This is a genomic window from Nocardioides sp. T2.26MG-1, assembly GCF_950101795.1.
Taxonomy (GTDB): Bacteria; Actinomycetota; Actinomycetes; order Propionibacteriales; family Nocardioidaceae; genus Nocardioides.
The window spans coordinates 724,662-746,708 of sequence record NZ_CATNLZ010000001.1 but is presented as its reverse complement, the minus strand read 5'-3'; the positions used below and the strand labels follow the sequence as shown (position 1 = coordinate 746,708).

The 22,047-nt window shown below is 72.5% G+C and carries 23 protein-coding genes and 2 tRNA genes; 13 read left to right on the top strand and 12 right to left on the bottom strand.

Annotated features, from left to right (window positions below):
• From kdpC to QQZ14_RS03650, 4 genes are all read right to left on the bottom strand, one after another.
• Complete coding sequence (kdpC, locus tag QQZ14_RS03665) at nucleotides 1–618, bottom strand: K(+)-transporting ATPase subunit C (RefSeq protein WP_284532831.1); 618 nt, start codon at nucleotides 616–618, stop codon at nucleotides 1–3.
• A gap of 1 nt (nucleotide 619) precedes the next feature.
• A complete protein-coding gene (gene kdpB / locus QQZ14_RS25395) occupies nucleotides 620–2,578 on the bottom strand; it encodes a potassium-transporting ATPase subunit KdpB (RefSeq protein ID WP_284533079.1) in 1,959 nt (652 codons plus the stop codon).
• A 110-nt stretch (nucleotides 2,579–2,688) separates the two neighbouring features.
• On the bottom strand, nucleotides 2,689–4,353 hold the full coding sequence (gene kdpA / locus QQZ14_RS25390) for a potassium-transporting ATPase subunit KdpA (protein WP_284532830.1): 1,665 nt from the start codon (nucleotides 4,351–4,353) through the stop codon (nucleotides 2,689–2,691).
• Between the two features lie 202 nt (nucleotides 4,354–4,555).
• On the bottom strand, nucleotides 4,556–6,130 hold the full coding sequence (locus tag QQZ14_RS03650) for a diacylglycerol kinase family protein (RefSeq protein WP_284532829.1): 1,575 nt from the start codon (nucleotides 6,128–6,130) through the stop codon (nucleotides 4,556–4,558).
• Between the two features lie 78 nt (nucleotides 6,131–6,208).
• Here QQZ14_RS03650 and serS point away from each other — a divergent pair, with 78 nt between their 5' ends.
• The 3 genes from serS to QQZ14_RS03635 are packed head-to-tail and all read left to right on the top strand — an operon-like array spanning nucleotide 6,209 to nucleotide 8,885.
• Nucleotides 6,209–7,483 (top strand): serine--tRNA ligase, encoded by a 1,275-nt coding sequence (gene serS / locus QQZ14_RS03645; protein WP_284532828.1) that lies wholly within the window; start codon nucleotides 6,209–6,211, stop codon nucleotides 7,481–7,483.
• Nucleotides 7,480–8,367: an HAD family hydrolase gene (locus QQZ14_RS03640; RefSeq protein ID WP_284532827.1), complete on the top strand. Its 888-nt coding sequence runs from the start codon at nucleotides 7,480–7,482 to the stop codon at nucleotides 8,365–8,367. Before serS ends, QQZ14_RS03640 begins: the two co-directional genes overlap by 4 nt.
• Nucleotides 8,367–8,885 carry a GNAT family N-acetyltransferase gene (locus tag QQZ14_RS03635; protein ID WP_284532826.1) on the top strand — a complete coding sequence of 173 codons (519 nt, stop codon included), beginning with the start codon at nucleotides 8,367–8,369 and terminating at the stop codon, nucleotides 8,883–8,885. The genes QQZ14_RS03640 and QQZ14_RS03635 overlap by 1 nt, the downstream gene beginning before the upstream one ends.
• A 3-nt stretch (nucleotides 8,886–8,888) precedes the next feature.
• On the opposite strand, the gene QQZ14_RS03630 is transcribed toward QQZ14_RS03635, so the two are convergent.
• Nucleotides 8,889–9,950 (bottom strand): glycosyltransferase family 2 protein, encoded by a 1,062-nt coding sequence (locus tag QQZ14_RS03630; RefSeq protein ID WP_284533078.1) that lies wholly within the window; start codon nucleotides 9,948–9,950, stop codon nucleotides 8,889–8,891.
• Between the two features lie 206 nt (nucleotides 9,951–10,156).
• Here QQZ14_RS03630 and QQZ14_RS03625 point away from each other — a divergent pair, with 206 nt between their 5' ends.
• Together QQZ14_RS03625 and QQZ14_RS03620 are read left to right on the top strand one after the other, a co-directional pair.
• The gene (locus QQZ14_RS03625; RefSeq protein ID WP_284532825.1) at nucleotides 10,157–10,948 is read left to right on the top strand and encodes a Cof-type HAD-IIB family hydrolase; all 792 of its coding nucleotides are present in this window, start codon (nucleotides 10,157–10,159) and stop codon (nucleotides 10,946–10,948) included.
• A gap of 18 nt (nucleotides 10,949–10,966) precedes the next feature.
• The gene (locus QQZ14_RS03620; RefSeq protein WP_284532824.1) at nucleotides 10,967–11,542 is read left to right on the top strand and encodes a hypothetical protein; all 576 of its coding nucleotides are present in this window, start codon (nucleotides 10,967–10,969) and stop codon (nucleotides 11,540–11,542) included.
• A 127-nt stretch (nucleotides 11,543–11,669) separates the two neighbouring features.
• On the opposite strand, the gene QQZ14_RS03615 is transcribed toward QQZ14_RS03620, so the two are convergent.
• Genes QQZ14_RS03615 through mobA form a run of 4 tightly spaced genes read right to left on the bottom strand, consistent with a single transcriptional unit; the run spans nucleotide 11,670 to nucleotide 14,296 of the window.
• Nucleotides 11,670–12,272, bottom strand: coding sequence for a bacterial proteasome activator family protein (locus QQZ14_RS03615; protein ID WP_284532823.1), 603 nt, complete (start codon nucleotides 12,270–12,272; stop codon nucleotides 11,670–11,672).
• 32 nt (nucleotides 12,273–12,304) lie between these two features.
• Nucleotides 12,305–13,282 carry an NAD(P)H-quinone oxidoreductase gene (locus tag QQZ14_RS03610; protein WP_284532822.1) on the bottom strand — a complete coding sequence of 326 codons (978 nt, stop codon included), beginning with the start codon at nucleotides 13,280–13,282 and terminating at the stop codon, nucleotides 12,305–12,307.
• Between the two features lie 38 nt (nucleotides 13,283–13,320).
• A complete protein-coding gene (locus tag QQZ14_RS03605; RefSeq protein WP_284532821.1) occupies nucleotides 13,321–13,674 on the bottom strand; it encodes a DUF6457 domain-containing protein in 354 nt (117 codons plus the stop codon).
• 52 nt (nucleotides 13,675–13,726) lie between these two features.
• A complete protein-coding gene (gene mobA / locus QQZ14_RS03600; protein ID WP_284532820.1) occupies nucleotides 13,727–14,296 on the bottom strand; it encodes a molybdenum cofactor guanylyltransferase in 570 nt (189 codons plus the stop codon).
• A gap of 36 nt (nucleotides 14,297–14,332) precedes the next feature.
• Between mobA and QQZ14_RS03595 the strand changes: the two genes are divergently transcribed.
• Genes QQZ14_RS03595 through QQZ14_RS03585 form a run of 3 tightly spaced genes read left to right on the top strand, consistent with a single transcriptional unit; the run spans nucleotide 14,333 to nucleotide 16,484 of the window.
• Nucleotides 14,333–15,118, top strand: coding sequence for a carbon-nitrogen hydrolase family protein (locus QQZ14_RS03595; protein WP_284532819.1), 786 nt, complete (start codon nucleotides 14,333–14,335; stop codon nucleotides 15,116–15,118).
• 11 nt (nucleotides 15,119–15,129) lie between these two features.
• Nucleotides 15,130–16,200 carry a hypothetical protein gene (locus tag QQZ14_RS03590; protein ID WP_284532818.1) on the top strand — a complete coding sequence of 357 codons (1,071 nt, stop codon included), beginning with the start codon at nucleotides 15,130–15,132 and terminating at the stop codon, nucleotides 16,198–16,200.
• A 50-nt stretch (nucleotides 16,201–16,250) separates the two neighbouring features.
• Entirely contained in the window at nucleotides 16,251–16,484 is a 234-nt protein-coding gene (locus tag QQZ14_RS03585; protein WP_284532817.1) for a biotin/lipoyl-binding carrier protein, read from the top strand.
• Between the two features lie 120 nt (nucleotides 16,485–16,604).
• Here QQZ14_RS03585 and QQZ14_RS03580 read toward each other — a convergent pair.
• Together QQZ14_RS03580 and QQZ14_RS03575 are read right to left on the bottom strand one after the other, a co-directional pair.
• Nucleotides 16,605–16,689 (bottom strand) — tRNA-Ser (locus QQZ14_RS03580).
• 82 nt (nucleotides 16,690–16,771) lie between these two features.
• Nucleotides 16,772–17,155 (bottom strand): hypothetical protein, encoded by a 384-nt coding sequence (locus tag QQZ14_RS03575; protein WP_284532816.1) that lies wholly within the window; start codon nucleotides 17,153–17,155, stop codon nucleotides 16,772–16,774.
• Between the two features lie 109 nt (nucleotides 17,156–17,264).
• Between QQZ14_RS03575 and QQZ14_RS03570 the strand changes: the two genes are divergently transcribed.
• The 5 genes from QQZ14_RS03570 (at nucleotide 17,265) to QQZ14_RS03550 (ending at nucleotide 20,820) form a co-directional block, all read left to right on the top strand.
• On the top strand, nucleotides 17,265–17,756 hold the full coding sequence (locus QQZ14_RS03570; RefSeq protein WP_284532814.1) for a hypothetical protein: 492 nt from the start codon (nucleotides 17,265–17,267) through the stop codon (nucleotides 17,754–17,756).
• Nucleotides 17,757–17,817: 61 nt separating this feature from the next.
• Nucleotides 17,818–17,910, top strand: a tRNA-Ser gene (locus QQZ14_RS03565).
• A 112-nt stretch (nucleotides 17,911–18,022) separates the two neighbouring features.
• A complete protein-coding gene (locus tag QQZ14_RS03560; RefSeq protein WP_284532812.1) occupies nucleotides 18,023–18,790 on the top strand; it encodes a helix-turn-helix transcriptional regulator in 768 nt (255 codons plus the stop codon).
• Nucleotides 18,791–19,450: 660 nt separating this feature from the next.
• Nucleotides 19,451–20,227 carry a helix-turn-helix transcriptional regulator gene (locus tag QQZ14_RS03555; protein ID WP_284532810.1) on the top strand — a complete coding sequence of 259 codons (777 nt, stop codon included), beginning with the start codon at nucleotides 19,451–19,453 and terminating at the stop codon, nucleotides 20,225–20,227.
• Nucleotides 20,228–20,691: 464 nt separating this feature from the next.
• Nucleotides 20,692–20,820 carry a hypothetical protein gene (locus QQZ14_RS03550; RefSeq protein ID WP_284532809.1) on the top strand — a complete coding sequence of 43 codons (129 nt, stop codon included), beginning with the start codon at nucleotides 20,692–20,694 and terminating at the stop codon, nucleotides 20,818–20,820.
• A 143-nt stretch (nucleotides 20,821–20,963) separates the two neighbouring features.
• On the opposite strand, the gene QQZ14_RS03545 is transcribed toward QQZ14_RS03550, so the two are convergent.
• The gene (locus QQZ14_RS03545; protein WP_284532807.1) at nucleotides 20,964–22,007 is read right to left on the bottom strand and encodes a LuxR family transcriptional regulator; all 1,044 of its coding nucleotides are present in this window, start codon (nucleotides 22,005–22,007) and stop codon (nucleotides 20,964–20,966) included.
• Nucleotides 22,008–22,047 lie beyond the last annotated feature (40 nt).

Genomic DNA, 22,047 nt, shown 5'->3' with positions numbered 1-22,047 from the left:
TCACGATCCTGCCAGCACCGCGAGGTTCAGCTCGAGGACGTCGACCCGCGGCTCGCCGAGGACGCCCCAGGTCCGGTCCGAGGTGTGCTCGGCGACCAGCCGGCGCACCTGCTCCTCGGCCAGCCCGGTGGCGCGGGCGACCCGTGGGACCTGGAGCTCGGCGTACGCCGGTGAGATGTCCGGGTCGAGACCCGAGGCGGACGCGGTGACGGCGTCCGGCGGCACCTGGGCGGGCTCGACCCCCTCGCGCGCGGCGACCTCGGCCCGGCGCTGCCGGATCGCGGCGACCAGCTCGGGGCTCTCGGGTCCGAGGTTCGAGCCGGACGTGCTCAGCGGGTCGTAGCCGTCGCCGGCGGCGGAGGGTCGCGGCCGGAACAGGTCGCCGGCCAGGTCGCCCTCGACGAGCTGCCCGAGGACGACCGACCCGACGGCCTCGGAGGCGTCGGTGGTGTGCGCGCCGGTGGCGGTGACCAACGACCCGTGGGCCTGCCACGGCGCCGCCACCGCGGCCACGCCGTACACAGCGAGCGGGTAGGCGACCCCGACGAGCAGCGTGGCCGCGACGAGCACCCGCAGCCCCGCGAGGCTGTGGCGGAACAGGGCGTAGATGTCGGACATGTCAGACCCCCGGGATCAGCGAGACGACGAGGTCGAGCAGCTTGATCCCCAGGAAGGGTGCGATCAGGCCGCCGACGCCGTACAGGAGCAGGTTGCGGCGCAGCAGGTCGGCCGCGGAGGACGGCGTGTAGCGCACGCCGCGCAGCGAGAGCGGGATCAGCGCGACGATGACCAGCGCGTTGAACACCACCGCCGACAGGATCGCGGACTCCGGTGACGAGAGCCGCATCACGTTGAGGACGTCGAGGTCCGGGAAGGCGACGACGAACATCGCGGGCAGGATCGCGAAGTACTTCGCGACGTCGTTGGCGACCGAGAACGTCGTGAGCGCGCCCCGGGTGATCAGCAGCTGCTTGCCGATCTGCACGACCTCGATGAGCTTGGTCGGGTCGGAGTCGAGGTCGACCATGTTGCCGGCCTCCTTGGCCGCGGTCGTGCCCGTGTTCATCGCGACGCCGACGTCGGCCTGGGCGAGCGCGGGTGCGTCGTTGGTGCCGTCCCCGCACATCGCGACCATCCGGCCGCCCTCCTGCTCCTTGCGGATCAGGGCCATCTTGTCCTCGGGCGTGGCCTCGGCGAGGAAGTCGTCGACCCCGGCCTCCTCGGCGATGGCGCGGGCGGTGATCGCGTTGTCGCCGGTGATCATCACCGTGCGGATGCCCATCGCACGCAGCTCGTCGAAGCGTTCCCGCATGCCCTCCTTGACGACGTCCTTGAGGTGGACGACGCCGAGGATGCGGGCCGGCCGCCCGCCGTCCTGCTCGGCGACCACGAGCGGGGTGCCGCCCGAGGCGCTGACGCCGTCGACGAGGACGGTGAGCTCGCCCCCCGACGTCGCGCTCGCCGGGACACCGGTGCTGTGCGCCCAGTGCGCGACCGCGGACGCGGCGCCCTTCCGGACGATCCGGCCCGGCAGGTCGACGCCGCTCATCCGGGTGCTCGCCGAGAAGGCCACGAGCACCGCCCCGTCCGGTACGGCGCGCCGCTCGCCCACCAGCGTGACGATGCTGCGGCCCTCCGGCGTCTCGTCGGCGAGCGAGGACAGCAGCGCCGCCTCCGCGAGCTCGTCGTGGGAGACCCCCTCCAGCGGGAGCAGCTCGGTCGCCTGCCGGTTGCCGTAGGTGATCGTGCCGGTCTTGTCGAGCAGCAGGACGTCGACGTCGCCGGCGGCCTCGACCGCCCGTCCGGACATCGCCAGCACGTTGCGGCGCACCAGGCGGTCCATGCCCGCGATGCCGATGGCGGAGAGCAGGGCACCGATCGTGGTCGGGATCAGGCAGACCAGCAGGGCGGTGAGCACGATCGCGGACTGGTGGGCGCCGCTGTGGTCGGCGACGAAGTGGAGCGACGCCACCACGACCACGAAGATCGCGGTGAGCGAGGTGAGCAGCACGTTGAGCGCGATCTCGTTCGGGGTGCGCCGCCGCTCCGAGCCCTCGACCAGGGCGATCATCCGGTCGACGAAGGACTGTCCCGGGTCGGAGGTGATCCGGACGACGATCCGGTCCGAGAGCACCACGGTGCCGCCGGTGACCGCGGACCGGTCGCCGCCGGACTCGCGGATCACGGGTGCGGACTCCCCGGTGACGGCCGACTCGTCGACGGAGGCGACCCCCTCGATCACGTCGCCGTCGCCGGGGATCCGCTCACCGGCCTCGACGACCACGACGTCGCCGGTCCGCAGCGAGGTGCTCGGCACCCGGTCGGTCGGCAGCTCGGTCAGGTTGCCGGTGTACCCGAGCTGGTCGGCCGAGCCGCGGACCCGCCGCGCCGTGGTCTCCTGCTGGAGTGCGCGCAGGCTGGCGGCCTGGGCCTTGCCGCGACCCTCGGCCACGGCCTCGGCGAGGGTCCCGAACAGCACCGTGAGCCAGAGCCAGACGGTGACGCCCACGGACATCGTGCTCGGGTCGAGCACGGACATCACGGTCGTGGCGACGGCGCCGATCTCGACCACGAGCATCACCGGCGAGGCGAGCAGCTCGCGCGGGTCGAGCTTGCGCAGGGCGACCGGCAGGCTCTCGCGCAGCTGCGCGCCGAGGGGACGCCGTACCGGCGCGGGTTGGTGGGTGTTCACGACAGCGACTCCGCGATGGGACCGAGAACGAGCACCGGCACGTAGGTCAGGCCGACCACCACCACGGCGACGCCGGTGAGGAGGACCACGAACAGGGGCCGGTGCGTGGGCAGGGTGCCGGCGCCGGGCGGCAGCTGGCGCTGCGCCGCGAAGCGGCCGGCGAGGGCGAGCACGAGCACGATCGGCACGAACCGGCCGATCAGCATGAGCAGCCCGAGCAGGGTGTTCCAGAACGGCGTCCCCGAGCTGAGGCCGGCGAACGCGCTGCCGTTGTTGTTGGCGGCCGAGGTCACGGCGTACAACGCCTCCGAGAGGCCGTGCGGACCGGACTCCTGGAGGCCGGCCAGGCCGGCGTGCGCGGTGACCGCGACGGCGACGCCGGTCAGGACGAGCACGGGGGTCGCGAGCACGTAGAGCGCGACCAGGACGATCTCGTGCTGACCGATCTTCTTGCCGAGGTACTCCGGCGTGCGGCCGACCATCAGCCCGGCGAGGAAGACGGTGAGGACGGCGAGCATCAGCATGCCGTAGAGACCCGAGCCCACCCCGCCGGGCGCGACCTCGCCGAGCATCATGTTGAACATCGCCACCCCGCCGCCGGGCGCGGTGAGCGAGTCGTGCATGGAGTTGACCGCACCGGTCGAGGTGCCGGTGGTCGAGGACGCGAACAGCGCCGACGCCGCCTCCCCGAAGCGGACCTCCTTGCCCTCCATCGCGCCACCGGCCAACCCGGGCGCCGTGCCAGGCCCGGCCATCTCGGCCCAGGTGAGCAGGGCGACGGAGCCGCCCCACAGCACTCCCATCACGGAGAGCACCGCGCCGCCCTGGCGACGGTCGCCGACGATCAGCCCGAAGGCCCACGCCATCGCGAACGGGATGAGGAGCAGCAGGAAGATCTCGAGGAGGTTCGTGAACGGGGTCGGGTTCTCGAACGGGTGCGCGGAGTTGACGTTGTAGAAGCCGCCGCCGTTCGTGCCGAGCTCCTTGATCGCCTCCTGGCTCGCGACCGGGCCGCCGGTGATCTGCTGCACCCCGCCGGTCAGCGTGTGCACGGTCATCGGCTCGAGGAGGTTCTGGACCGCGCCGGAGAGCACCAGCACGACGGCCGCGACCAGCGAGATCGGCAGCAGCACGCGCACGACCGTGCGCACCAGGTCGGCCCAGAAGTTGCCGACCCGCCCGTCCCGGTGGCTGCGCGCCAGCCCGCGGGCGAACGCCGCGGCGACCGCCATCCCGACCCCGGCGGAGACGAAGTTCTGGACGGTCAGGCCGGACATCTGGAAGAGGTGACCCACGGTCGCCTCGCCGGCGTACCACTGCCAGTTCGTGTTGGTCACGAAGGACACCGCGGTGTTCCAGGCGCCGTCGGCCGGGAGCCCGGCGAACCCGAGCGAGAGCGGCAGGTGCGCCTGGAGCCGGCCGAACCCGTAGAGCGCGAGGACGCCGGCGAGCGAGAAGCCGAGCACCGACATCGCGTAGGCCCGCCAGTGCTGGTCGGCGTCGGGGTCGACCCGCAGGAGCCGGTACGACGCGCGCTCGACGGCGAGGTGCCGGGGGGAGGTGTAGACGTGCGCGAGGTGGCGACCCAGGAGCGGGACCGCCGCGGCCAGGGCGAGCGCCAGCAGCAGCACCTGGGCGAGCGCGGGGCCGACGGCGCTCACTCGCTGCCCCGGCCGCTACCGAGGTGACGGTCGATGGCGCCGGCCAGGATCGCGAGGGCACCGAAGGCGACCAGGGTCAGGAGGAGGTAGACGAAGTCGAGCACGCCTCATTCGTAGGCCCGCCCGGGCCTCGGGTGGCCCACTCTTGACGGTTCCCTGATGCTCGCCGGCCCCGGCTTGACCCAACCCTGACGCAGAGAGGTCAGCGGGGGACGCGGACCAGCAGCCGGCCGTGGATGCAGGTCATCCGCAGCTCACGGCCGGGGCCGATCGAGTCGCCGTCGAGCTGGCGCGGGGTGTCGGTCGCGGCCCGGACGACGACCGAGTGGCCGGTCATCCGGTTGACCAGGTCGTCGGTGCGCGACCGCTTGGCGAGGATCCGGTAGGCGAGGGGCACCCAGGAGAGGAAGCGCCGCGGGTGCAGCATCACCAGGTCGAGGAGCCCGTCGTCGATCGCGGCGTCGGGGAGCAGCGGCATGCCGGCCTGGAGGAAGCCGACGTTCCCGACCACGACCGTGCGGGCGCGGTGCTTGGTGAACTCCCCGCCGTCGACCGAGATCTCGACCCGGATCGCGGGGAACATCAGCGACTTGAGCGCGGACAGCACGTACGCCAGCCAGCCGACCCGCTTCTTGATGTCCTCGTTGACGCCCTCCATGATCGCGGCGTCGAACCCCATCCCGGCCATCACCATGAAGTGGGTGTCCTCGAAGCCGTCGCCGGAGACCTCGACCAGGTCGATGGCCCGGTCCTGGCCGTTGAGCGCGACGTCGATCGCGGAGCGGATGTAGAGCGGGATGTCGAGGTTGCGGGCCAGCAGGTTGCCGGTGCCGGCGGGGATGATCCCCACGGGGATGCCGGTGCCGGCGAGCTCGGCGCAGACCTCGCGCACCGTGCCGTCGCCGCCGCAGACCAGCACCAGGTCGGTGCCGGCGACCGAGGCGGCCGCGGCCATCCCGGTGCCGGGGTCCTCGACGGTCGTGTAGTACCAGCTCGGCCGCGACCAGCCCGCCTCGGCGGCCATCGCGTCGACCAGCGCCTCGAACTGGCCTCGGTCCTCGACCTTGATCGGGTTGAGGATCACCGCCAGCCGGCGCTGGGAGCCGAACACCTCCGGCAGCGGTTCGACGCTGGCCGCGTGGCTGCGGGGGAGCGGGTTGTAGACGACCACGCCGAGCACGACCACCACCGCCCCCAGCAGGGCGCCGCCGACCACGTCACTGGGGTAGTGCCTGCCGAGCAGCACCCGGTCGAGCCCCACGACGACCGCGAGCAGCGTGAGCATCGCGTACGCCGCGTGCCGGGCGTTGCGCCGCCGGACCAGCATCAGGACCAGGACGGCGGCGACGCCGACGAGGGCGACGATCGATGAGGAGTGCCCGCTGGGGTAGGCGCCGTTGTGCACCAGGTGCTCGGGGTTCTGCCAGTCCGGGCGGTGCCGGCCGAAGACGTCCTTGAGCACGGTGGTGGCGGTCTTGGTCACCGCCATCACGCCGACGGCGTACACCGCTGCCCGTCGGTGGTGGCGGGTGAACAGGAACGCGGCGAGCACCAGCACGATCACCCAGGTGCCGATCGCCCCGAAGGCGAGCTCGATCCAGCGCAGCGGCTGGCGGAGCCACGGCTCGTCGACCGCCCACTGCTGGACGCCGCGACCGCGGTCGTCGATCGAGGTGACCGGGCCCCAGCCGGTCTGCACGGCGACCGTGACGATCACGAACAGGACGAGGAGGGCCGCCGTCCAGGTCAGGAGGATGGAGCGGGGGCGGTCGAGCACGGGCCCGAGTTTTCCATGCCCGCCCACGACGGAGGAATCGGTGCGCCCGGTCGCGCCTGGCCCGGATAGCCTGAGCCCATGATCGACCCACGGATCCTCCGAGACGACCCCGACCGCGTGCGCGCCGCCCAGGCCAAGCGCGGTCTGTCCGACGAGGTCGTGGACCGGGCGCTCTCCGCCGACACCGAGCGCCGCCGGGCGATCGCGGACTTCGAGGCCAAGCGCGCCGAGCAGAAGCAGCTCGGCAAGCTGATCCCCCAGGCCCAGGGCGAGGAGAAGCAGGCCCTGCTCGCGCAGACCAAGACCCTGGCGGCGCAGGTCAAGGAGGCGGAGGCCGCCCAGGCCGCCGCCGAGGAGACCTGGCAGTCGGCGCTGATGAGCATCCCCAACCTTGCGGCCGAGGAGGCCCCGGCCGGCGGCGAGGACGACTACGTCGTGCTCGAGGAGGTCGGCACCCCCCGCGACTTCGCCGCCGACGGATTCGAGCCGCGCGATCACATCGAGCTCGGCCGGATGCTCGGGGCGATCGACCTCGACCGGGGCGCCAAGGTGTCCGGGTCGCGCTTCTACTTCCTCACCGGCGCCGGGGCCGAGCTCGAGCTCGCCCTGGTCAACCTCGCCATGCAGCAGGCCCGCGAGTCCGGCTTCACCCCCGTGATCGCGCCCTCGATGGTCAAGCCGCGGGCGATGGACGGCACCGGCTTCCTCGGCCAGGCGGCCGACGACGTCTACCGGATCGAGGGCCAGGACATGTACCTCGTCGGGACCTCCGAGGTCCCGATGGCGGCGTACCACTCCGACGAGATCCTCGACGGCGCCGCGCTGCCGCTGCGCTACGCCGCGTTCAGCCCCTGCTTCCGCAAGGAGGCCGGCTCGCACGGCAAGGACACCAAGGGCATCATCCGGGTGCACTGGTTCGACAAGGTCGAGATGTTCGTCTACACCACGACCGAGGACTCGTACGCCGAGCACCAGCGGCTGCTCGCGTGGGAGAAGGAGTTCCTCGAGAAGCTCGAGCTCGCCTACCGCGTGATCGACGTGGCCGCGGGCGACCTCGGGCTCTCCGCCCAGCGCAAGTTCGACTGCGAGGCGTGGATCCCCACGCAGGGCCGCTACCGCGAGCTCACCTCGACCTCGAACTGCACGGAGTTCCAGACCAGGCGGCTCGACACCCGCGGTCGCTTCGGGGCGGACATCAAGCCGGTCTCCACCCTCAACGGCACGCTGTGCGCGATCACCCGCACGATCGTCGCCGTGCTCGAGACCCACCAGCAGGCCGACGGGTCGGTGCGCGTCCCGAAGGCGCTCCAGCCGTGGCTGGGCCGCGACGTCCTGGAGCCGGTCGCCCCGTGAGCGTTCCTGACGGTTGGCGGCCCAGGCTGGTCGCCCTCGACATCGACGGCACGATCCTCAAGTGGGTGGAGGGCTCCGGCACCACCCGCGAGGAGATCTCGCCGGCGGTCAAGGAGGCGGTGCACCGGGTGCTGGACGCCGGCGCGCACGTGGTGCTCGCCAGCGGGCGCTCCCCGCACGGCATGACGAACGTCGCCGACCTGCTCGAGCTGCACTCTCCAGATCGCGACGGGGCCGACCGCGACCGGCTGTGGGTGGTTGCCTCCAACGGGGCCGTGGTGTTCCGCTACCCGCCGCTCGAGGTCGTGCACGAGGAGACGTTCGACGCGCGCCCCGCCGTCGAGGCGATCCTCGACCGACACCCGACGGCGCTCGTCGCGGTCGAGGAGCGCGGCGTCGGCTACCGGGTCAACTCGCACTTCCCCGACGGGGAGCTGTCCGGCGACATGATCGTCACCGAGATCGACGAGCTGCTCGCCGCCGAGGTCAGCCGTGTGATCATCCGCGACCCCGAGTCCACCGCCGACGAGTTCGTGGCGCTCGCCGCGGGGCTCGGCCTGCAGGGCACCAACTACGTGGTGGGCTGGACCGCGTGGCTCGACCTGGCGCCGGTCGGCGTGTCCAAGGCCTCCGGCCTCGAGTACGTCGCGAAGGAGCTCGGCGTCGCCTCAGACGAGACGCTCGCGATCGGCGACGGTCGCAACGACCTCGAGATGTTCGAGTGGGCCCACCGCGGGGTGGCCATGGGCCAGGCGATCGAGGACGTCCTGGCCGCCGCCGACGACGTCACCGGGACGGTCTACGAGGACGGCGTCGCCACCGAGCTCGCTCGATGGTTTCGAGACGGGCGCAGCACGCCCTCCTCAACCCAAGGGTTCTCCTGATGCTCCCTGACGTGATCACCACGGAGCGGCTCCGGCTGCCGCTGTGGACCCCCGACGAGGCTGACGACATCCTGGCCGGCCGGCGCCGCGAGGGCTGGCACCCCGACTACCCGCGCGAGGACGACCGGGACGCGGCCACGATGTACCACCCCGGCGATCCCTGGGCGTGCCGGCACGTGGTGCGCGGCGTCACCGTGCTCGGCTCGCTCGGGTTCTACGGGCCGCCCGAGCCGGCGGCCGACGGCGTCCCGGAGGTCGAGGTCGGCTACGGCCTGGTCGAGCAGGCCCGCGGGTGGGGGTTCGCGACCGAGGCGCTGCGGGCCGTGCTCGTCGAGACCGACCGCGCCGGCGTCCGGGTCCGGGCGAGCGTCGAGCCCGCCAACACCGCCAGCATCCGGGTGCTCGCGAAGTGCGGCTTCACCGAGCTGCGGGGCAGCAACGAGGACGGCAACCTCGTCATGGCTCGGCCGCTGCCCGCCGTACCCGTGCCCGAGCGGGCCACCGGCCCCTCGACCTGACCGTCAGGGCACCCGCACGGCGTCGAGGATCGCCGCCACGCCGGCCGGCTGGGCTCGGCGGAAGGAGGTCTTGTCGACCTCGCGGAGGCCCTCGAACGTCGCGGTGATCGCGGCCCGGGTGGCCGGATCCACCTGGCGCGGCTCGTACCTGCGCTCCTCGAGATCGACGTGTTCGAGGAGACCCAGTCGCTTGAGCTCGCGCGCGCGGTCCTCGGTCGTCTCCCGGTACAGGCGCCGGGCGTAGCGCCGCTTGGTCGACATCGAGAGGTCCAGGCGGCCCAGCGCGGCGATGGCCGCGGCCGTGCTCGCGCGCTTCTGACGCAGCTTGGGTGCGGGGCCCGAGGTCAGCAGGTTCTCCCACCGACGGCTGAACGCGGCGAGGTTCGGGCAGTGCAGATGCAGCACCCGCAGCCAACTCGCCTCGTGGCCCTCGACCGGCTGGTGGTCGAGGTCGATGACGTTGTGGATCCCGAAGTTGAGGTCGAGGGTGGGGCGCATCCCCGGCTTCCCGGCCAGGTGGCCGCGGAAGTAGGCACTGTTGGCGGGTCGGTCGATGATGCCGAGGGTGTGGAGCAGTTGGAGCATGTCGTCCTCGAGCGGACGCTTGAACTCGCTCGGTGCACCCCGCTGTCGGCGCCGACTGATCGCCTCCAGAGGGTGGAGCGAGACCACACCCACGTCCGAGGGGATCGTCGCCAACTGCTCGCGGTCGATGTCGAGCACCTCGTCGGAGTCGACGTGGAAGAGCCAGCTGAACTGCGGGAAGCGGGTGAGGACCCCCTTCGTCATGTTCGCGTTGATCCCTTGACGGACATTCAGATGCTCGGGGCGCGTGGCGCCCCACCACGACCGGTCGCACTCGATGCAGGTGACACCGGGATGGCGCGACAGCGCCTCTCGGGCTGCGGCGTCGGCCTCGTCGAGGAACACGAACATGTGGTCGGCGCCGCGCTGGAGATTGCGGTGGACGAACGCGGTCAGGTCCTCGGGCGTGTCCTTCGCGGTAGTGACCGTGGCGACCAGACCCGTCCCCGGCCGGTGGGCGGCGGCGGTGGACGGCAGCATGTCAGCCACGCCGCACCCCTGGCCGGCGCGCCGACGTCGGATGGAGACGCATGCGAGGGCGGGCAGGGCGCGACGACATGGCTCCAGCCTGGCACAGCGAGCACACGCGCAACGGCCCGAGGCCCCCGGGACACTAGGCTGCGAGGGGTGAACCCTCGCTGCTGTGGCACCGGCCGTGTCGACCCGGCCGGACCGCGGGTCGGCTGATGCGTCCGCGGCTGGTCGCCACCGACCTCGACGGCACCCTGGTCCGCTCCGACGGCACGGTGTCGGCGTACACCGCCCAGGTCCTCGCCGCGATCGAGACCGCCGGCGCCGCGGTCGTGTTCGTGACCGGGCGGCCGCTGCGCTGGGCGGAGGAGGTGTTCGAGCACGTCGGCGAGCACGGCCTGGCCGTGGTGGCCAACGGCGCCCTCGTCTGGGACGTCGGCCGCCACGACGTGCACCTGCTGCGCCCGATCGACCCGGCCGCGGGGATCGAGGCGTGCGAGCTGCTGCGGGCGGCGCTGCCCGGCACGGCCTTCGCCGTCGAGACCCTGGATGGGATCGTGCTCGAGGAGACCTTCCACGACCGGCACCGGGTGCCGGCGGGCGCCCGGCGGGCTGCGGTGGCCGACCTGTTCGACGAGCCCGTCGTGAAGCTGCTCGCCCGGCACGAGGAGCTCGAGCCGCAGGAGTTCTGGGACCTGGCGGAGGAGGCTCTCGGCGGCCGGTTGGTGATCACCTGGTCCTCGTCGTCAGCGCTGCTGGAGATGAGCGCACCGGGGGTGACCAAGGCGTCCACGCTGGCGCTGCTGTGCGCCGACCTGGGCGTCGAGGCGGACGAGGTGATCGCGTTCGGCGACATGCCCAACGACCTGCCGATGCTCGCGTGGGCCGGGACGTCGTACGCGATGGCCGACGCCCACCCGACCGTGACCGCTGCCGCCGACCACGTCGCCCCCGGGCACGACGAGGACGGCGTCGCGCGTGTGCTGGCTGGTGTCTTCGACCTGTGATCTGTTGAGATGGTCGGCGTGTCCGTGACCCGAGTGCTCCTCCCCGCCCTGCTGCTCGCCGGCAGCGGGGTCGTGGCCGTCGGCGCCACCGCCGGCCCCGCGTTCGCGTGCCCGGAGGGGCACCCGAGCCTCAGCCGGCAGTCGATGCGCGCCGACGACGTGTTCTCCGGCACGGTGGCGGAGCGGACCGAGCAGAGCCGCACGGTCGTCTACACCGTCACCGTGGACCGGGTCTACAAGGGCGACCTCGACACCGTCGACGCCACGGTGCGGACGCAGGCCGCAGCGCGCGCCTGCGGCCTGCCGGACCTGCGACCCGGCGACGACTACGTGTTCTTCACCACCGGCGCCGACCTCGAGACCACCAGCACCTCCGGCACCGCGCCCGCGACCGACTCCCGGGTCGCCCGGGTCGAGCGGCTGCTGGGCGCCGGTCGGAGCGTCGCACCTGTCGAGCCCGCGAAGGCGACGTTCACCCGCGTCGCCGGGGCGCGCACCAGTTTCGAACGGGTGGCCGCCCCCGGAGCCGCGCTGGTGATCGTCGGGCTGCTCGGGCTGCTGCTGGTCGCCGGGCTGGGACGCCGCCGGGCCTAGCTGCCCGGCGCTTGCGGGATTCGGCTGTCAGCAGCCGAACCCCGCACGACACGCCGCGGCCACCCGGCGTGTCGTGCGGGGTCTGGCCGCCAGGTGCGGCTCGGGGGTTCAGATGGTGGACAGGCTGCTAGAGGTACATCCCGCCCGAGTCACCCGGGCGCGGTGTCTGGCCCTCGGCCGGCTGCTGGCCGGGTGCGGGGGCCATCCCCTGCGGGAGCGCCCGGCGGATCTGCTCGAACTGGGCGCGCGCGGCCATCTGCTGCGCGTAGATCGCGGTCTGGATGCCGTGGAACAGGCCCTCCAGCCAGCCGACCAGCTGGGCCTGCGCGATGCGCAGCTCGCCGTCGGAGGGGACCGTGTCGTCGGTGAACGGCAGGGTCAGCCGGTCGAGCTCCTCGACCAGCTCGGGGGCCAGGCCGGCCTCGAGCTCCTTGATCGAGGCCTGGTGGATCTCCTTGAGCCGGTTGCGGCTGGCCTCGTCGAGCGGCGCGGCCTTCACCTCCTCGAGCAGCTGGCGGATCATGCTCCCGATCCGCATCACCTTCGCGGGCTGCTCGACGAGGTCGGTGATCGCGCGCTCGTCCTCGCCGTCGGCGTCGGCGTCGCCGTCGCCGGAGCCGGAGTCGCCACCCTGCAGTGCCGAGGCCGGCACCGATCCGATCGGCTGCCCGTCGGGCCCGATGATCACGACCTGCTGCTCCTGCTCGTCCTGTCCGGCCTGCTCGCTCATGCCTCCACCGTATCCGGCGGTACGGCGCGGCCTCAGAGGGTCAGCAGGATCTTGCCGCTGTGCTCCCCGGAGGCCATCAGCTCGTGCGCGGCGACCACCTCGCACAGCGGCATGGTGCCGTGGACCACCGGCCGCACCTCGCCGGCGGCGACCAGCGGCCACACGTGCTCGACCACGGAGGCGCAGATCGCGGACTTCTCCTCGGTGGGGCGGGCGCGCAGCGTGGTGGCGATGATCGCCCCGCGCTTGCGCAGCAGCTTGTTGATGTCGAGCTCGGCCTTGGTGCCGCCTTGCATGCCGATGATCACGAGGCGCCCCTCGGTGGCGAGGGCGTCGAGGTTGCGGTCGAGGTACTTCGCGCCCATGTTGTCGAGGATCACGTCGGCCCCGCGACCGCCGGTGGCGGCGCGCACCTCCTCGACGAAGTCCTGCTCGCGGTAGTCGATGGCCACGTCCGCGCCGAGGGCCTCGCACGCGGCACGCTTCTCGGCCGTGCCGGCGGTGGTGAGCACCCGGGCGCCGAGCCGGTGCGCGAGCTGGATCGCGAACGTCCCGATGCCACCGGCGCCGCCGTGCACGAGGAACGCCTCGTCCGGCTTCAGCCCGGCGACCATGAACACGTTCGACCACACCGTGCACGCCACCTCCGGCAGCGCCGCTGAGGTGACCAGGTCCACGCCCTCCGGGATCGGCATCAGCTGTCCGGCCGGTACGGCGACCCGCTCGGCGTACCCGCCCCCGGCGAGCAGCGCGCACGCCTGGTCGCCGACGGCCCAGCCGGTCACGCCCTCGCCGACCGCGGCGACCGTGCCGCTGCACTCCATCCCGATGACGTCGGACGCCCCGGGCGGCGGCGGGTAGAAGCCCTGCCGCTGCAGCAGGTCCGCGCGGTTGAGCCCGGCCGCCGCGACGGCGAGCACCACCTCGCCGGGCCCGGCCTCGGGGTCGGGCAGCTCGCCCACGGACAGGACCTCGGGTCCACCGAACCCGTCGGTGATCACGGCACGCATGGCCCCACCCTAGGGACCGGCGTCAGGCCCGGCTCCGGTCAGGCCTCGTCGTCGTCCTCGGCCTCGGCGCTGTCCTCGAAGGCGTCTCCGGTGTGGTCGACGGTGCTGTCGTCGGGGACCGGGTCGTTGATGTCGTCGGGGTCGGGGGCGTTCGCGGGGCGGTCCCAGCCGTCGGCGAGGGCCTGCGCCCGGGCCGCCAGTGCCTCCACCGCCTCCGGGTCGGCGCCCTGCGACCCGGCGGCGAAGCCGAGCAGGAAGGTCGTGATCGGTGCGGCGGGCCGGGCGACGTTGTGCGCCGCGGCGCGGGCCAGGTCCAGCACCAGCGCCTCGTCCAGCTCGGTGTCCACATCGAGCACGTCGCTCAGCTCGTCGATCCAGTCGTGGAGGTTCACGTGGGACAGATTTGCCGTAACCCGCGCGGCCCGCAACCCCTCGTCATCAGCGTCACAGGTCGCGCAGGTCCTCCCAGGTGTCCACGTCGCGTCCCTCGCCGCCCTCCGGTGGGACGTGGACGAGGTCCAGGTCCGCGAGCAGCCGGCGCAGGGCCATGCCGTGCTGGGCCTCGTGGTCGGGTCGGATCGCGTCCAGCGTGGCGGCGTCCAGGACGCCCGCCAGCTGGCGGTGCCCGTCGCGGTCGGTGAGGAACGCGCCGTCGTGGCCGACCGCGGCCTCGTGGAGCCGGCGGAAGGTCCACGGCGTCACCAGTGGCATGTCCACCGCGAGGATGCCGAGCGTGCGCGGCACGCGCACCAGCGCGTCCCGCCCGGTGAGCAGGGCCGCGACCGGACCGCCGTACCGCGGGCTCTCACGGGTGAAGGTCACCGGCCGGGTCGTCGGCACGGGGTCGCCGACGACCACGACCTCCGAGGCGTCCATCAGCGCCTCGATCGCGTGCTCGAGCAGCGTGCGGCCGTGGTACTCGACCGAGGCCTTGTCGGCGCCGTCCAGCCGGGCGGCGCGGCCGCCGGCGAGGAGCACCGCGCAGAACCCCGTGGTGCCAGGGGGGAGGTCCATGGGCGCCAGTGTCCCATCGGTGGCACCCTGGGGTCCGTGCCCCCCGTCACCGCCGGTCCCGAGCTGCGGGTCGCTCTCGTCCAGCATGCCTCCGGGCTCGACCCGGAGGAGAACCGCCGGCTGCTTGCCGGGCTCACCCCCGACGGCGCCGACCTCGTGGTGTTCCCCGAGGCGTTCGCCCGCGACTTCGGTGAGGCGGGCTCCGACGTGGGCGCGTACGCCGAGAGCCTGGACGGGCCGTTCGCGACCGAGGTGGGCCGGGTGGCGGCCGAGCGCGGGACCACCATGGTCGCCGGCATGTTCGAGGCCGGCGAAGACCCGGGCCGGCCGTTCAACACCCTGGTGCTCCGCGGTGCCGCGGAGGCGTCGTACCGCAAGGTGCACCTGTATGACTCCTTCGGCTACCGCGAGTCCGACCGGCTCGCACCCGGGCCGACCGGGCCGGCGGTCGTCGTCGAGGTCGGGGGATTCCGGGTCGGGTTGATGACCTGCTACGACCTGCGCTTCCCCGAGATGGCCCGCGCGCTGGTCGACGGCGGCGCCGAGCTCCTGGTCGTGCCGTCGGCATGGGTGGCGGGCCCGCGGAAGGTCGACCACTGGCGCACGCTGGTGCGCGCCCGGGCCATCGAGAACACCGTCTTCGTCGCGGCCGCGGGCCAGCCGGGGCCGCGCTACACCGGGCACTCGATGATCGTCGACCCGCTCGGCGACGTGCTCGTGGAGGCCGGTGAGGGGCCCTCGGTGGTGACCGCGACGCTGCGCCTCGCCGACCTCGCGGCGGCCCGGAAGACCAACCCGTCACTGGCGAACCGGCGTCTGTAACCTGACCTGTCGTGTCCAGGTCCACCCCGCGCCGCCGTGCCGAGCGGCCGCCCTCGCGTCGGGAGCGGGCCGCCACCGGACTCAGCACCCGCGTCGAACGGGTGGCGAGCTCGCGGGTGCCGCTGGTGGCGTGGGCGGTGATCACGCTCGCCGGCCTCGGCGCGCTGGTGGCCTGCCTGGCCGAGCGGGGTCCGGCCTGGCTCTGCGGGGCCGGGTCGATCGCCGTGGTCACGGCGTACTCCTGGGCCCTGGCCGCGCGCACCGGCGGCAGGCCGGTCATCGTCGGGGCCCTGGCGCTCGTGCTCGGTGTCGTGGTGGTGCTGAGCGACGACGACTCGCTGCGCACCGGCGCCGCGGTGCTGACCTGCGTGGTGTCTGCCGTGCTGGCGGTGATGGTGACGGTGCCGGCCGTGCGCTTCGTGCACGTGGTGCGGGAGGTGGTCCTCGCGGTCGCGGTGGCGGCGGTGGGGGCGCTGGCGACGGTGGGCTTCGAGCCCGTCGTCACCGTCGTGCGGTTCGAGTACGCCACGCTGGGCCTCTCGTTCCTCGGCGCGCTGGTGCTGGTCTACCGGCTCGGGGCGGGGCTGCACGGGCTCGGCCGGCGCGGCGTCGTGACGGTGCTCATCGGCAGCCTGGTGCTCGCGCTCACGCTCGCCTATGCCGAGCTGCTGCGCCGCTACGGCACCCCCGCCCTGGTCGACTCGTTGTTCGACGTGGTCGACTGGAGCCGGGACCACCTGGGCGCGTTCCCGCGCCCGCTCGAGGCGCTGCTCGGCGTCCCCGCCCTCGCGTGGGGCACCCACATGCGGGCCCGACGCCGCCAGGGCTGGTGGGTGTGCGCGTTCGGCGTGGCCGCGACCATCCCGGTCGCCGTGGCGCTCGTCAACCCGTCGATCACGCTGGTCGAGGGCGGACTCTCGGTCGTGTACGGCGTGGCCGTCGGCCTGACGCTCGGCTTCGTGGTGATCCGCCTCGACCTCGCGCTGACGGCTCCGCGGGGCCGGCGCGGACGCCGCGGACGCCTCGACGAGGAGGCGGGCGCGCTGCGGCCCGAGCCCAGCCGCACCCGGCCGCTGCTGTGATGCGCCGGGCCGGTTGCCGGATACGCACCGGTAACGGCTAGCGTCGCAGCATGGCGCGCGAACAGGTCACCGAGATCGTGGCGGAGATGGTGGCCAACGTGTTGAGCGTGACGGTCGCCCCGGGTGACGTCGTCGAGGCGGGCGACACCGTGGTGCTGCTCGAGTCGATGAAGATGGAGATCCCCGTCCTCCTCGAGCATCCCGGCACCGTGCGCGCGGTCAAGGTCGCGCCGGGCGACGTCGTCCAGGAGGGCGACGTGCTGGTGGAGATCACGCGGGGCTGACTGTCTCCGCTTCACGACTGGGCCTCGATACGGCGGTCGCGAGCTCCTTCGTCGCTCGCGCGCCTACTCGACCTCGCTGCAGTATCCCGGACTTCGCAGGCTCAGTCCGGGGCAGCAGAGCAGAGGGGGCGGGATTCGAACCCGCGGTAGGTCTCCCTACGACCGCTTTCAAGGCGGTTCCGATCGGCCACTCCGGCACCCCTCCTGGCCAGGCCGCGAGCGCAGCTCGAGCCTGGTCTGGCGAGACAGGCTATCCGGCGGGGCGGCCGCCGCCCGAACTCCGGGGACTACTCCGAGCCGCCGAGCTCCAGCTCGACCTCGTCGTAGGCCAGGTCGTGGAGGCGTTGGGCGTGCCGGCCGAGGTCGACGACCAGCCGGTCCAGCTCGCGGTGGACGGCGTCGACATCGGGGCTCTCGAGCACCGTCGGTCCGAGTGCGCTCAGCCGAGCGAGCAGTGAGGTGCGCTCCCGCAGGAGGCTGCCGGTGCGGGCGACCAGCCAGCCCTCGTCGGCGTACTCGGCCTCCGCGACGAGCGTGTCCCGGACGCCCGCCATCTGCTGGCGCACCGACCACCGCCAGCTGCCCAGGGACACCCCGGGCTCATGCCGGGAGTCGAGGGCCTGGCGCAGGCCCTGCAACGCGACGGACATCCCGGTCGTGGTGACGGTCATCGGAACCTCCCGGTGGCCCGGAGCGATGGGGGACTTCGAGTGTCACCCCGGTCGCGCCCGATCACAACCCGCTGCGGCACCACAATCCGGTGTCTTGTTCAATCAACCCATGGCCAGTGCCCTCCCCGAACCCCCGACGTCCGACTATCGGTTGGCCCCGGCGTTCGCCGCCCGATTCGTGGGCGTGCTGCTGGTCGGGCTCGCGGTGGTCCTGGTGCTGGCGACCGTCCTCGTCGCCGCCCTGAGCCTGCCGGCGATCACCCTGCTGGTCGTGGTGGTCGTGGGCGTCGTCGGGGTGATCGCCGCCGCGGTCCTGGTCTCGCAGCGGGTTGCGGTGGTCCACCTCGGCGCGGACGGCTATCGGGTGCGCCTGGTGCGCGGCGCGGGGGTGAACGCCGCCGACTGGCGCGAGGTGGAGGAGGCAGTGACCGCGGCGCCGGGTGGGGTGCCGGTCATCGTGCTCCGCCTGCGCGACGGCCGCAGCACCACGATCCCGGTCCAGGCGCTGGCCGCCGACCGCGAGGAGTTCGCCCGCGACCTCCGAGAGCACCTCCAGCGCGGGCAGCGGCTGCGCCCCCTCGGCGGGCCGGACGCTCCGTGACGTACGGCGGGCCCAGATTGGTCGTCGGCGCCGGGGCCTTGTAGCCTGTGCGGGCTGTCGGGGAGGCGTCGCCTAGCCCGGTTTATGGCGCCCGCCTGCTAAGCGGGTTGAGGGTAATCCCCTCTCGCGGGTTCAAATCCCGCCGCCTCCGCCAGCGGAACCGCCCCGGTCGCCCGCGCGGCCGGGGCGGTTCGCGTCTTCGGCCCCCGGTGGGCGACGCTCTCGCTATCCTGAGAGGCGGTATCAGTCCGGGGGTTGGTAGGTCGATGGTGGACGAGATCGGGTCAGCTAGCAGACCCCGCTCGCGCATCACTGCGGAGAGCCGCCAGACCGTCCTCGACGCTGCCGCGGTTCTCCAGATGCGACGCAGCGAGCTCGCGGGCAGGCTGGCGTGCGGCGAGGCACGCGGAGCGCGGGTGGTCGCCCGTGACGTCGCGGGCACCCAGCAGTGGGTCCGACACGAGGTCCCTCATTGGCGCGAGGTACTCACCGTGCGCCCGTCGTGCTCCGTCGCCTATTTGCGCAAAACCCTCCCCGACAACCGCGAACTGGTGACCAAGGGGCTGCGGATGGTGAGCCTCTGGCACCTGGACAGCCTGAAACCCGAGGCTCGCCGACTGTTGGCGGGCGAACGCGTCGGACGGTACCTGTTCGGCGTGGGCCCGGTGCAGATGAACCTCGTCGACCGTCGCTTCGTCCTGCTCCATGGCCCCTTCTTCGAGGGGATCCCGAGCCTCATGGAGGTGACCGCGCCCGAGTGCCTCGACGCCGCGTGGCGCTACTGGCACGCGGCAGTGGCCTCGTCGTACCCCGCTAACGAGGACGAGGCCGAGGAGCTCGATAGCCTCACGCCCCGGCAGCGGCAGGTCGCCGCACTGCTGGGCGTGGACACCCGAGACGAGTCGATCGCGGAGACCCTGGGTGTGAGTGTGCGCACGGTCCGCTCGGACATCGCGCAGCTCATGGAGGTGCTGGGCGTGCGCTCCCGGTTCGCCGCCGGTGTCCGGTTCCGCGAGATGGTGGACGACCGATGACCCGGGCGCCTCGGGGCACGGTGGCCACCGAGGATGCTGTTGCCGCGCCGACAGCTGGAAGTTGCTGGTGGACGACATCGGGGGACTCACGTCCCGCTCCCGCGTCACCGCGGAGCGCCGCCAGGCCGTGCTCGATGCCGCTGCCGTGCTCCGGGTACGGCGCGGCGAGATCTCGACCTTGCTCGCTCGCGGCGAACCCTGCGACCCGCGGGCACCCTCGCGCACCTGCGAGCGGCCCTTGGGTACAACCGTGAGCTGATCGGCGACGGTCTCCAGCTGGTCAGCCTCTGGGACTGGGACGGGCTCAACCCCGACGCCCGCTGATCACCGTGACCGCACCGGAGTGCCCGGCCGCGGCCTGGCGCTACTGGCACGCCACGGTGGCCTCGTCGTACCGGGCGAACGAGGGGGAGGCGGGCGAGCTCGAGATGCTGACGCCGCGGCCGCCCAGGTCGCCGCCCTGCTCGCCGATGACACTCAGGACCGCTCGCGGTTCGCCGCGCGCGCTCGCTTCGGCGGGTCCGTGGACTCCGGGCGACGCGCCGCACCACCTGTCGGCGAGGACCGGCCTCCTACCGATGCGTGCGAGCATCCACCCCCGCCGGACGAGCCCCGTCGTTAACCTGGGAGGCAGGAGATCACAATCGGGGGTTCGGGTCCATGTCGGACGAGGTCAGGGTTGGGTTCCACGCCGCCCGCGCGATCTCGGCGGAGAGCCGCGAGGTCGTGCGCGACGCCGCGGCCGTCCTCCAGCTCCGGCGCAGCGAGGTCGCGGCGGCCCTCGCACGGGGGGCGCCCTGTGACGCCGAGATCGTCGCCCGCGGCAGCCTGGTCGAGATCAACGAGTGGATGCGCGAGGACGTCAAGCGGTGGCGACACATGTTGTCCGTCCGGCCGGTGGCGTCCCTGCGGGAGCTGCGGACCACGGTGCCTCACAACCGCTGGTTGGTCGCGCGCGGCCTGCACATGGAGAGCCTGTTCGAATACAACGGCATCGAGCCGGCTGCGCGCCAACTGATCGCGGGGGAGCAGCTAGGGCGCTACCTCCTCGGTGCCGGTCCCGTGCAGATGAAGATCGTCGATCGCAGCTACGTGCTCCTGCAGGGCCCCTTCCTCGACGGTGACTCGACCGTGATGGCGGTGACCGCTCCGGAGTGCCTGACTGCCGCGTGGCGCTACTGGCATGTAGCAGTCGCGTCGTCCTACCCCGCGAAGAGGGAGCTCGCCGGGGTGCCCGGCGGGCTCACGGCCCGACAGCGCCAGGTCGCCGCGCTCCTAGCCGTCGACACCCGGGACGAGGCGATCGCCGACGCACTGGGTGTGAGCGTCCGCACGGTCCGCTCGGACGTCGCACAGCTGATGGAGGTGCTCGGGGTGCGTTCGCGGTTCGCCGCCGGCGCGCGGTTCCGAGAGGCTGTGGGCCAGGGCGAAGGTTAGGTCGGACGCGCATCGCGCCACCCGCGTGTCAGAGACCGTTGTCCGGCCGCGGGTGCGACCACGACCCACGGACCGTGCCGCCCGTGACCCCGACCCTGCCGTCGGGTTTCGTCCCTCACTCGGGATGCGGGAACGAGTGTCGGAAGTCAGGTCGATTGCAGGTTGTTGCAACGGACGCGACGCGCGGGTGGGTGCGTCTCTACGCTATCGACGGCCCGCTGGTGCCTCGGCGGCTGGGCCGGGCTGTGCGGGGGACATTCCGGCCTCGGGCGGCTCCCGCGCCTCCAGGGCGCGGGAGCCGAGCCGCCGATGAGGCCAACGACAGCTTCATGCGCGGACGTGGCTGCAGAAACATGCAATGCACGTATTTGAGGCACCCGTTTCTCCGCATGAACCTCTCGTGCGCGCCCAGACTGTGTCCACCGGGACTTCCGTGGGCCCCGCGTAGAAGGTGGAGAGGGAACATGAACATTGCACGCAAGGTCGCCATCGCGCTCGTCACCGCGACGATGAGCATCGGCCTCCTGGGGATCTCGGCCCCGGCACATGCCGACAGCAGCTGGAGCACCCGCATCGGACCTGGCGGGCGCTGATCGGCTGATCCAAGCTCGGTCGAGCCGGGGACCCAACTCACCCCCCACTTGTTCGGTCCCAGTGCCACCCCCCGGCCCGGCTCGGCCACCAACGACGAAGGGCAGCGACCTCGGTTGCTGCCCTTCGTCGCGTCTACGCCGCGTCAGTGTTCGGGGTCGTCCTCGTCGTCGCGGCCGGTGATCCCGAGCCGGCCGATCGTGTAGCCGAGCTGGAACCGGGTCTCGGCCTCGAACTCATCCTTGAGGTCCGCGATGTAGCCGGCGTAGGTCCGCGGGCTGACGCCCAGGCGCTTGGCGGAGACCGGGTCGGAGTGGCCCTCGATCAGCATCCGGAGCGTCATCGAGCGCTGTTCGGAGGCGATGTCGCGCATCACCGATGCCTCGCGGCTGGTGAAGGGACGTCCCCGCTCCCAGGAGCGCTCGAACACATCGACCAGGTACGCCACGACCGAGGGCTCTCTCACCGCCAGGGCGACCCGGTGAGTCTCCTTGCTCGGGATGATGGCCACACGGCGATCGACCACGATCATCCGGTTGAAGAACTCGTCGAGCGTGCGCACCTCGCTGCCTCGCTCGGTGACCTGGGCTACGTACTCTCGCGTGACATTGTTGCGCCGCGCGCTGTGTTGATACAGGGTGCGGATCCGAGCCCCGCGCTCGAGCAGGGCGGTGTCGCGCAGCACCGCGTTGGGCATGTCCCTCATGTTGCGGATCGCCTGTGGCTGTGCCGTGAGCATCTCCTCCTCGCACTCGGCGACCATGCCAGCGATGTAGGGGTCGATCGCGTCGACCGGCAGGTAGGTGAACGGTCCGCCGGAAATCTCGTGTGGGGCTTTGCGCCAGGCATGCGTCAGGGCGCCGAACGCCGTGGCCCACTGGGAGGACTCGCTCAGCAGCCTGGCGCCCTCCTGGCCCAGCGGGGACACCACGCGGGACTGTGCTACCGCCGGATCCTGCGCTTCCCAGCGCGCGCCGTCTGCCGTCAGCCGAGCCAGGCTCATGGACTTCAACAGGTCGAGAGCGTCGTGGAGCGCTCCGCCCGGGACCAGTCGACGGTCCTCGGCAGGCAGTCCCCCGGCGGTGATCAACTCCTCGAAGAGAGTCGCACCGGCACCTTCGAGCAGTGCACGCTCGTCCGGACCCAAGGACTCCACCGGCTCGCCTCCCCTTTCGACCGTCGCCCCCATGCGTGCCGAACCTGTGAGCCGATGATCCCATAGGACCCAG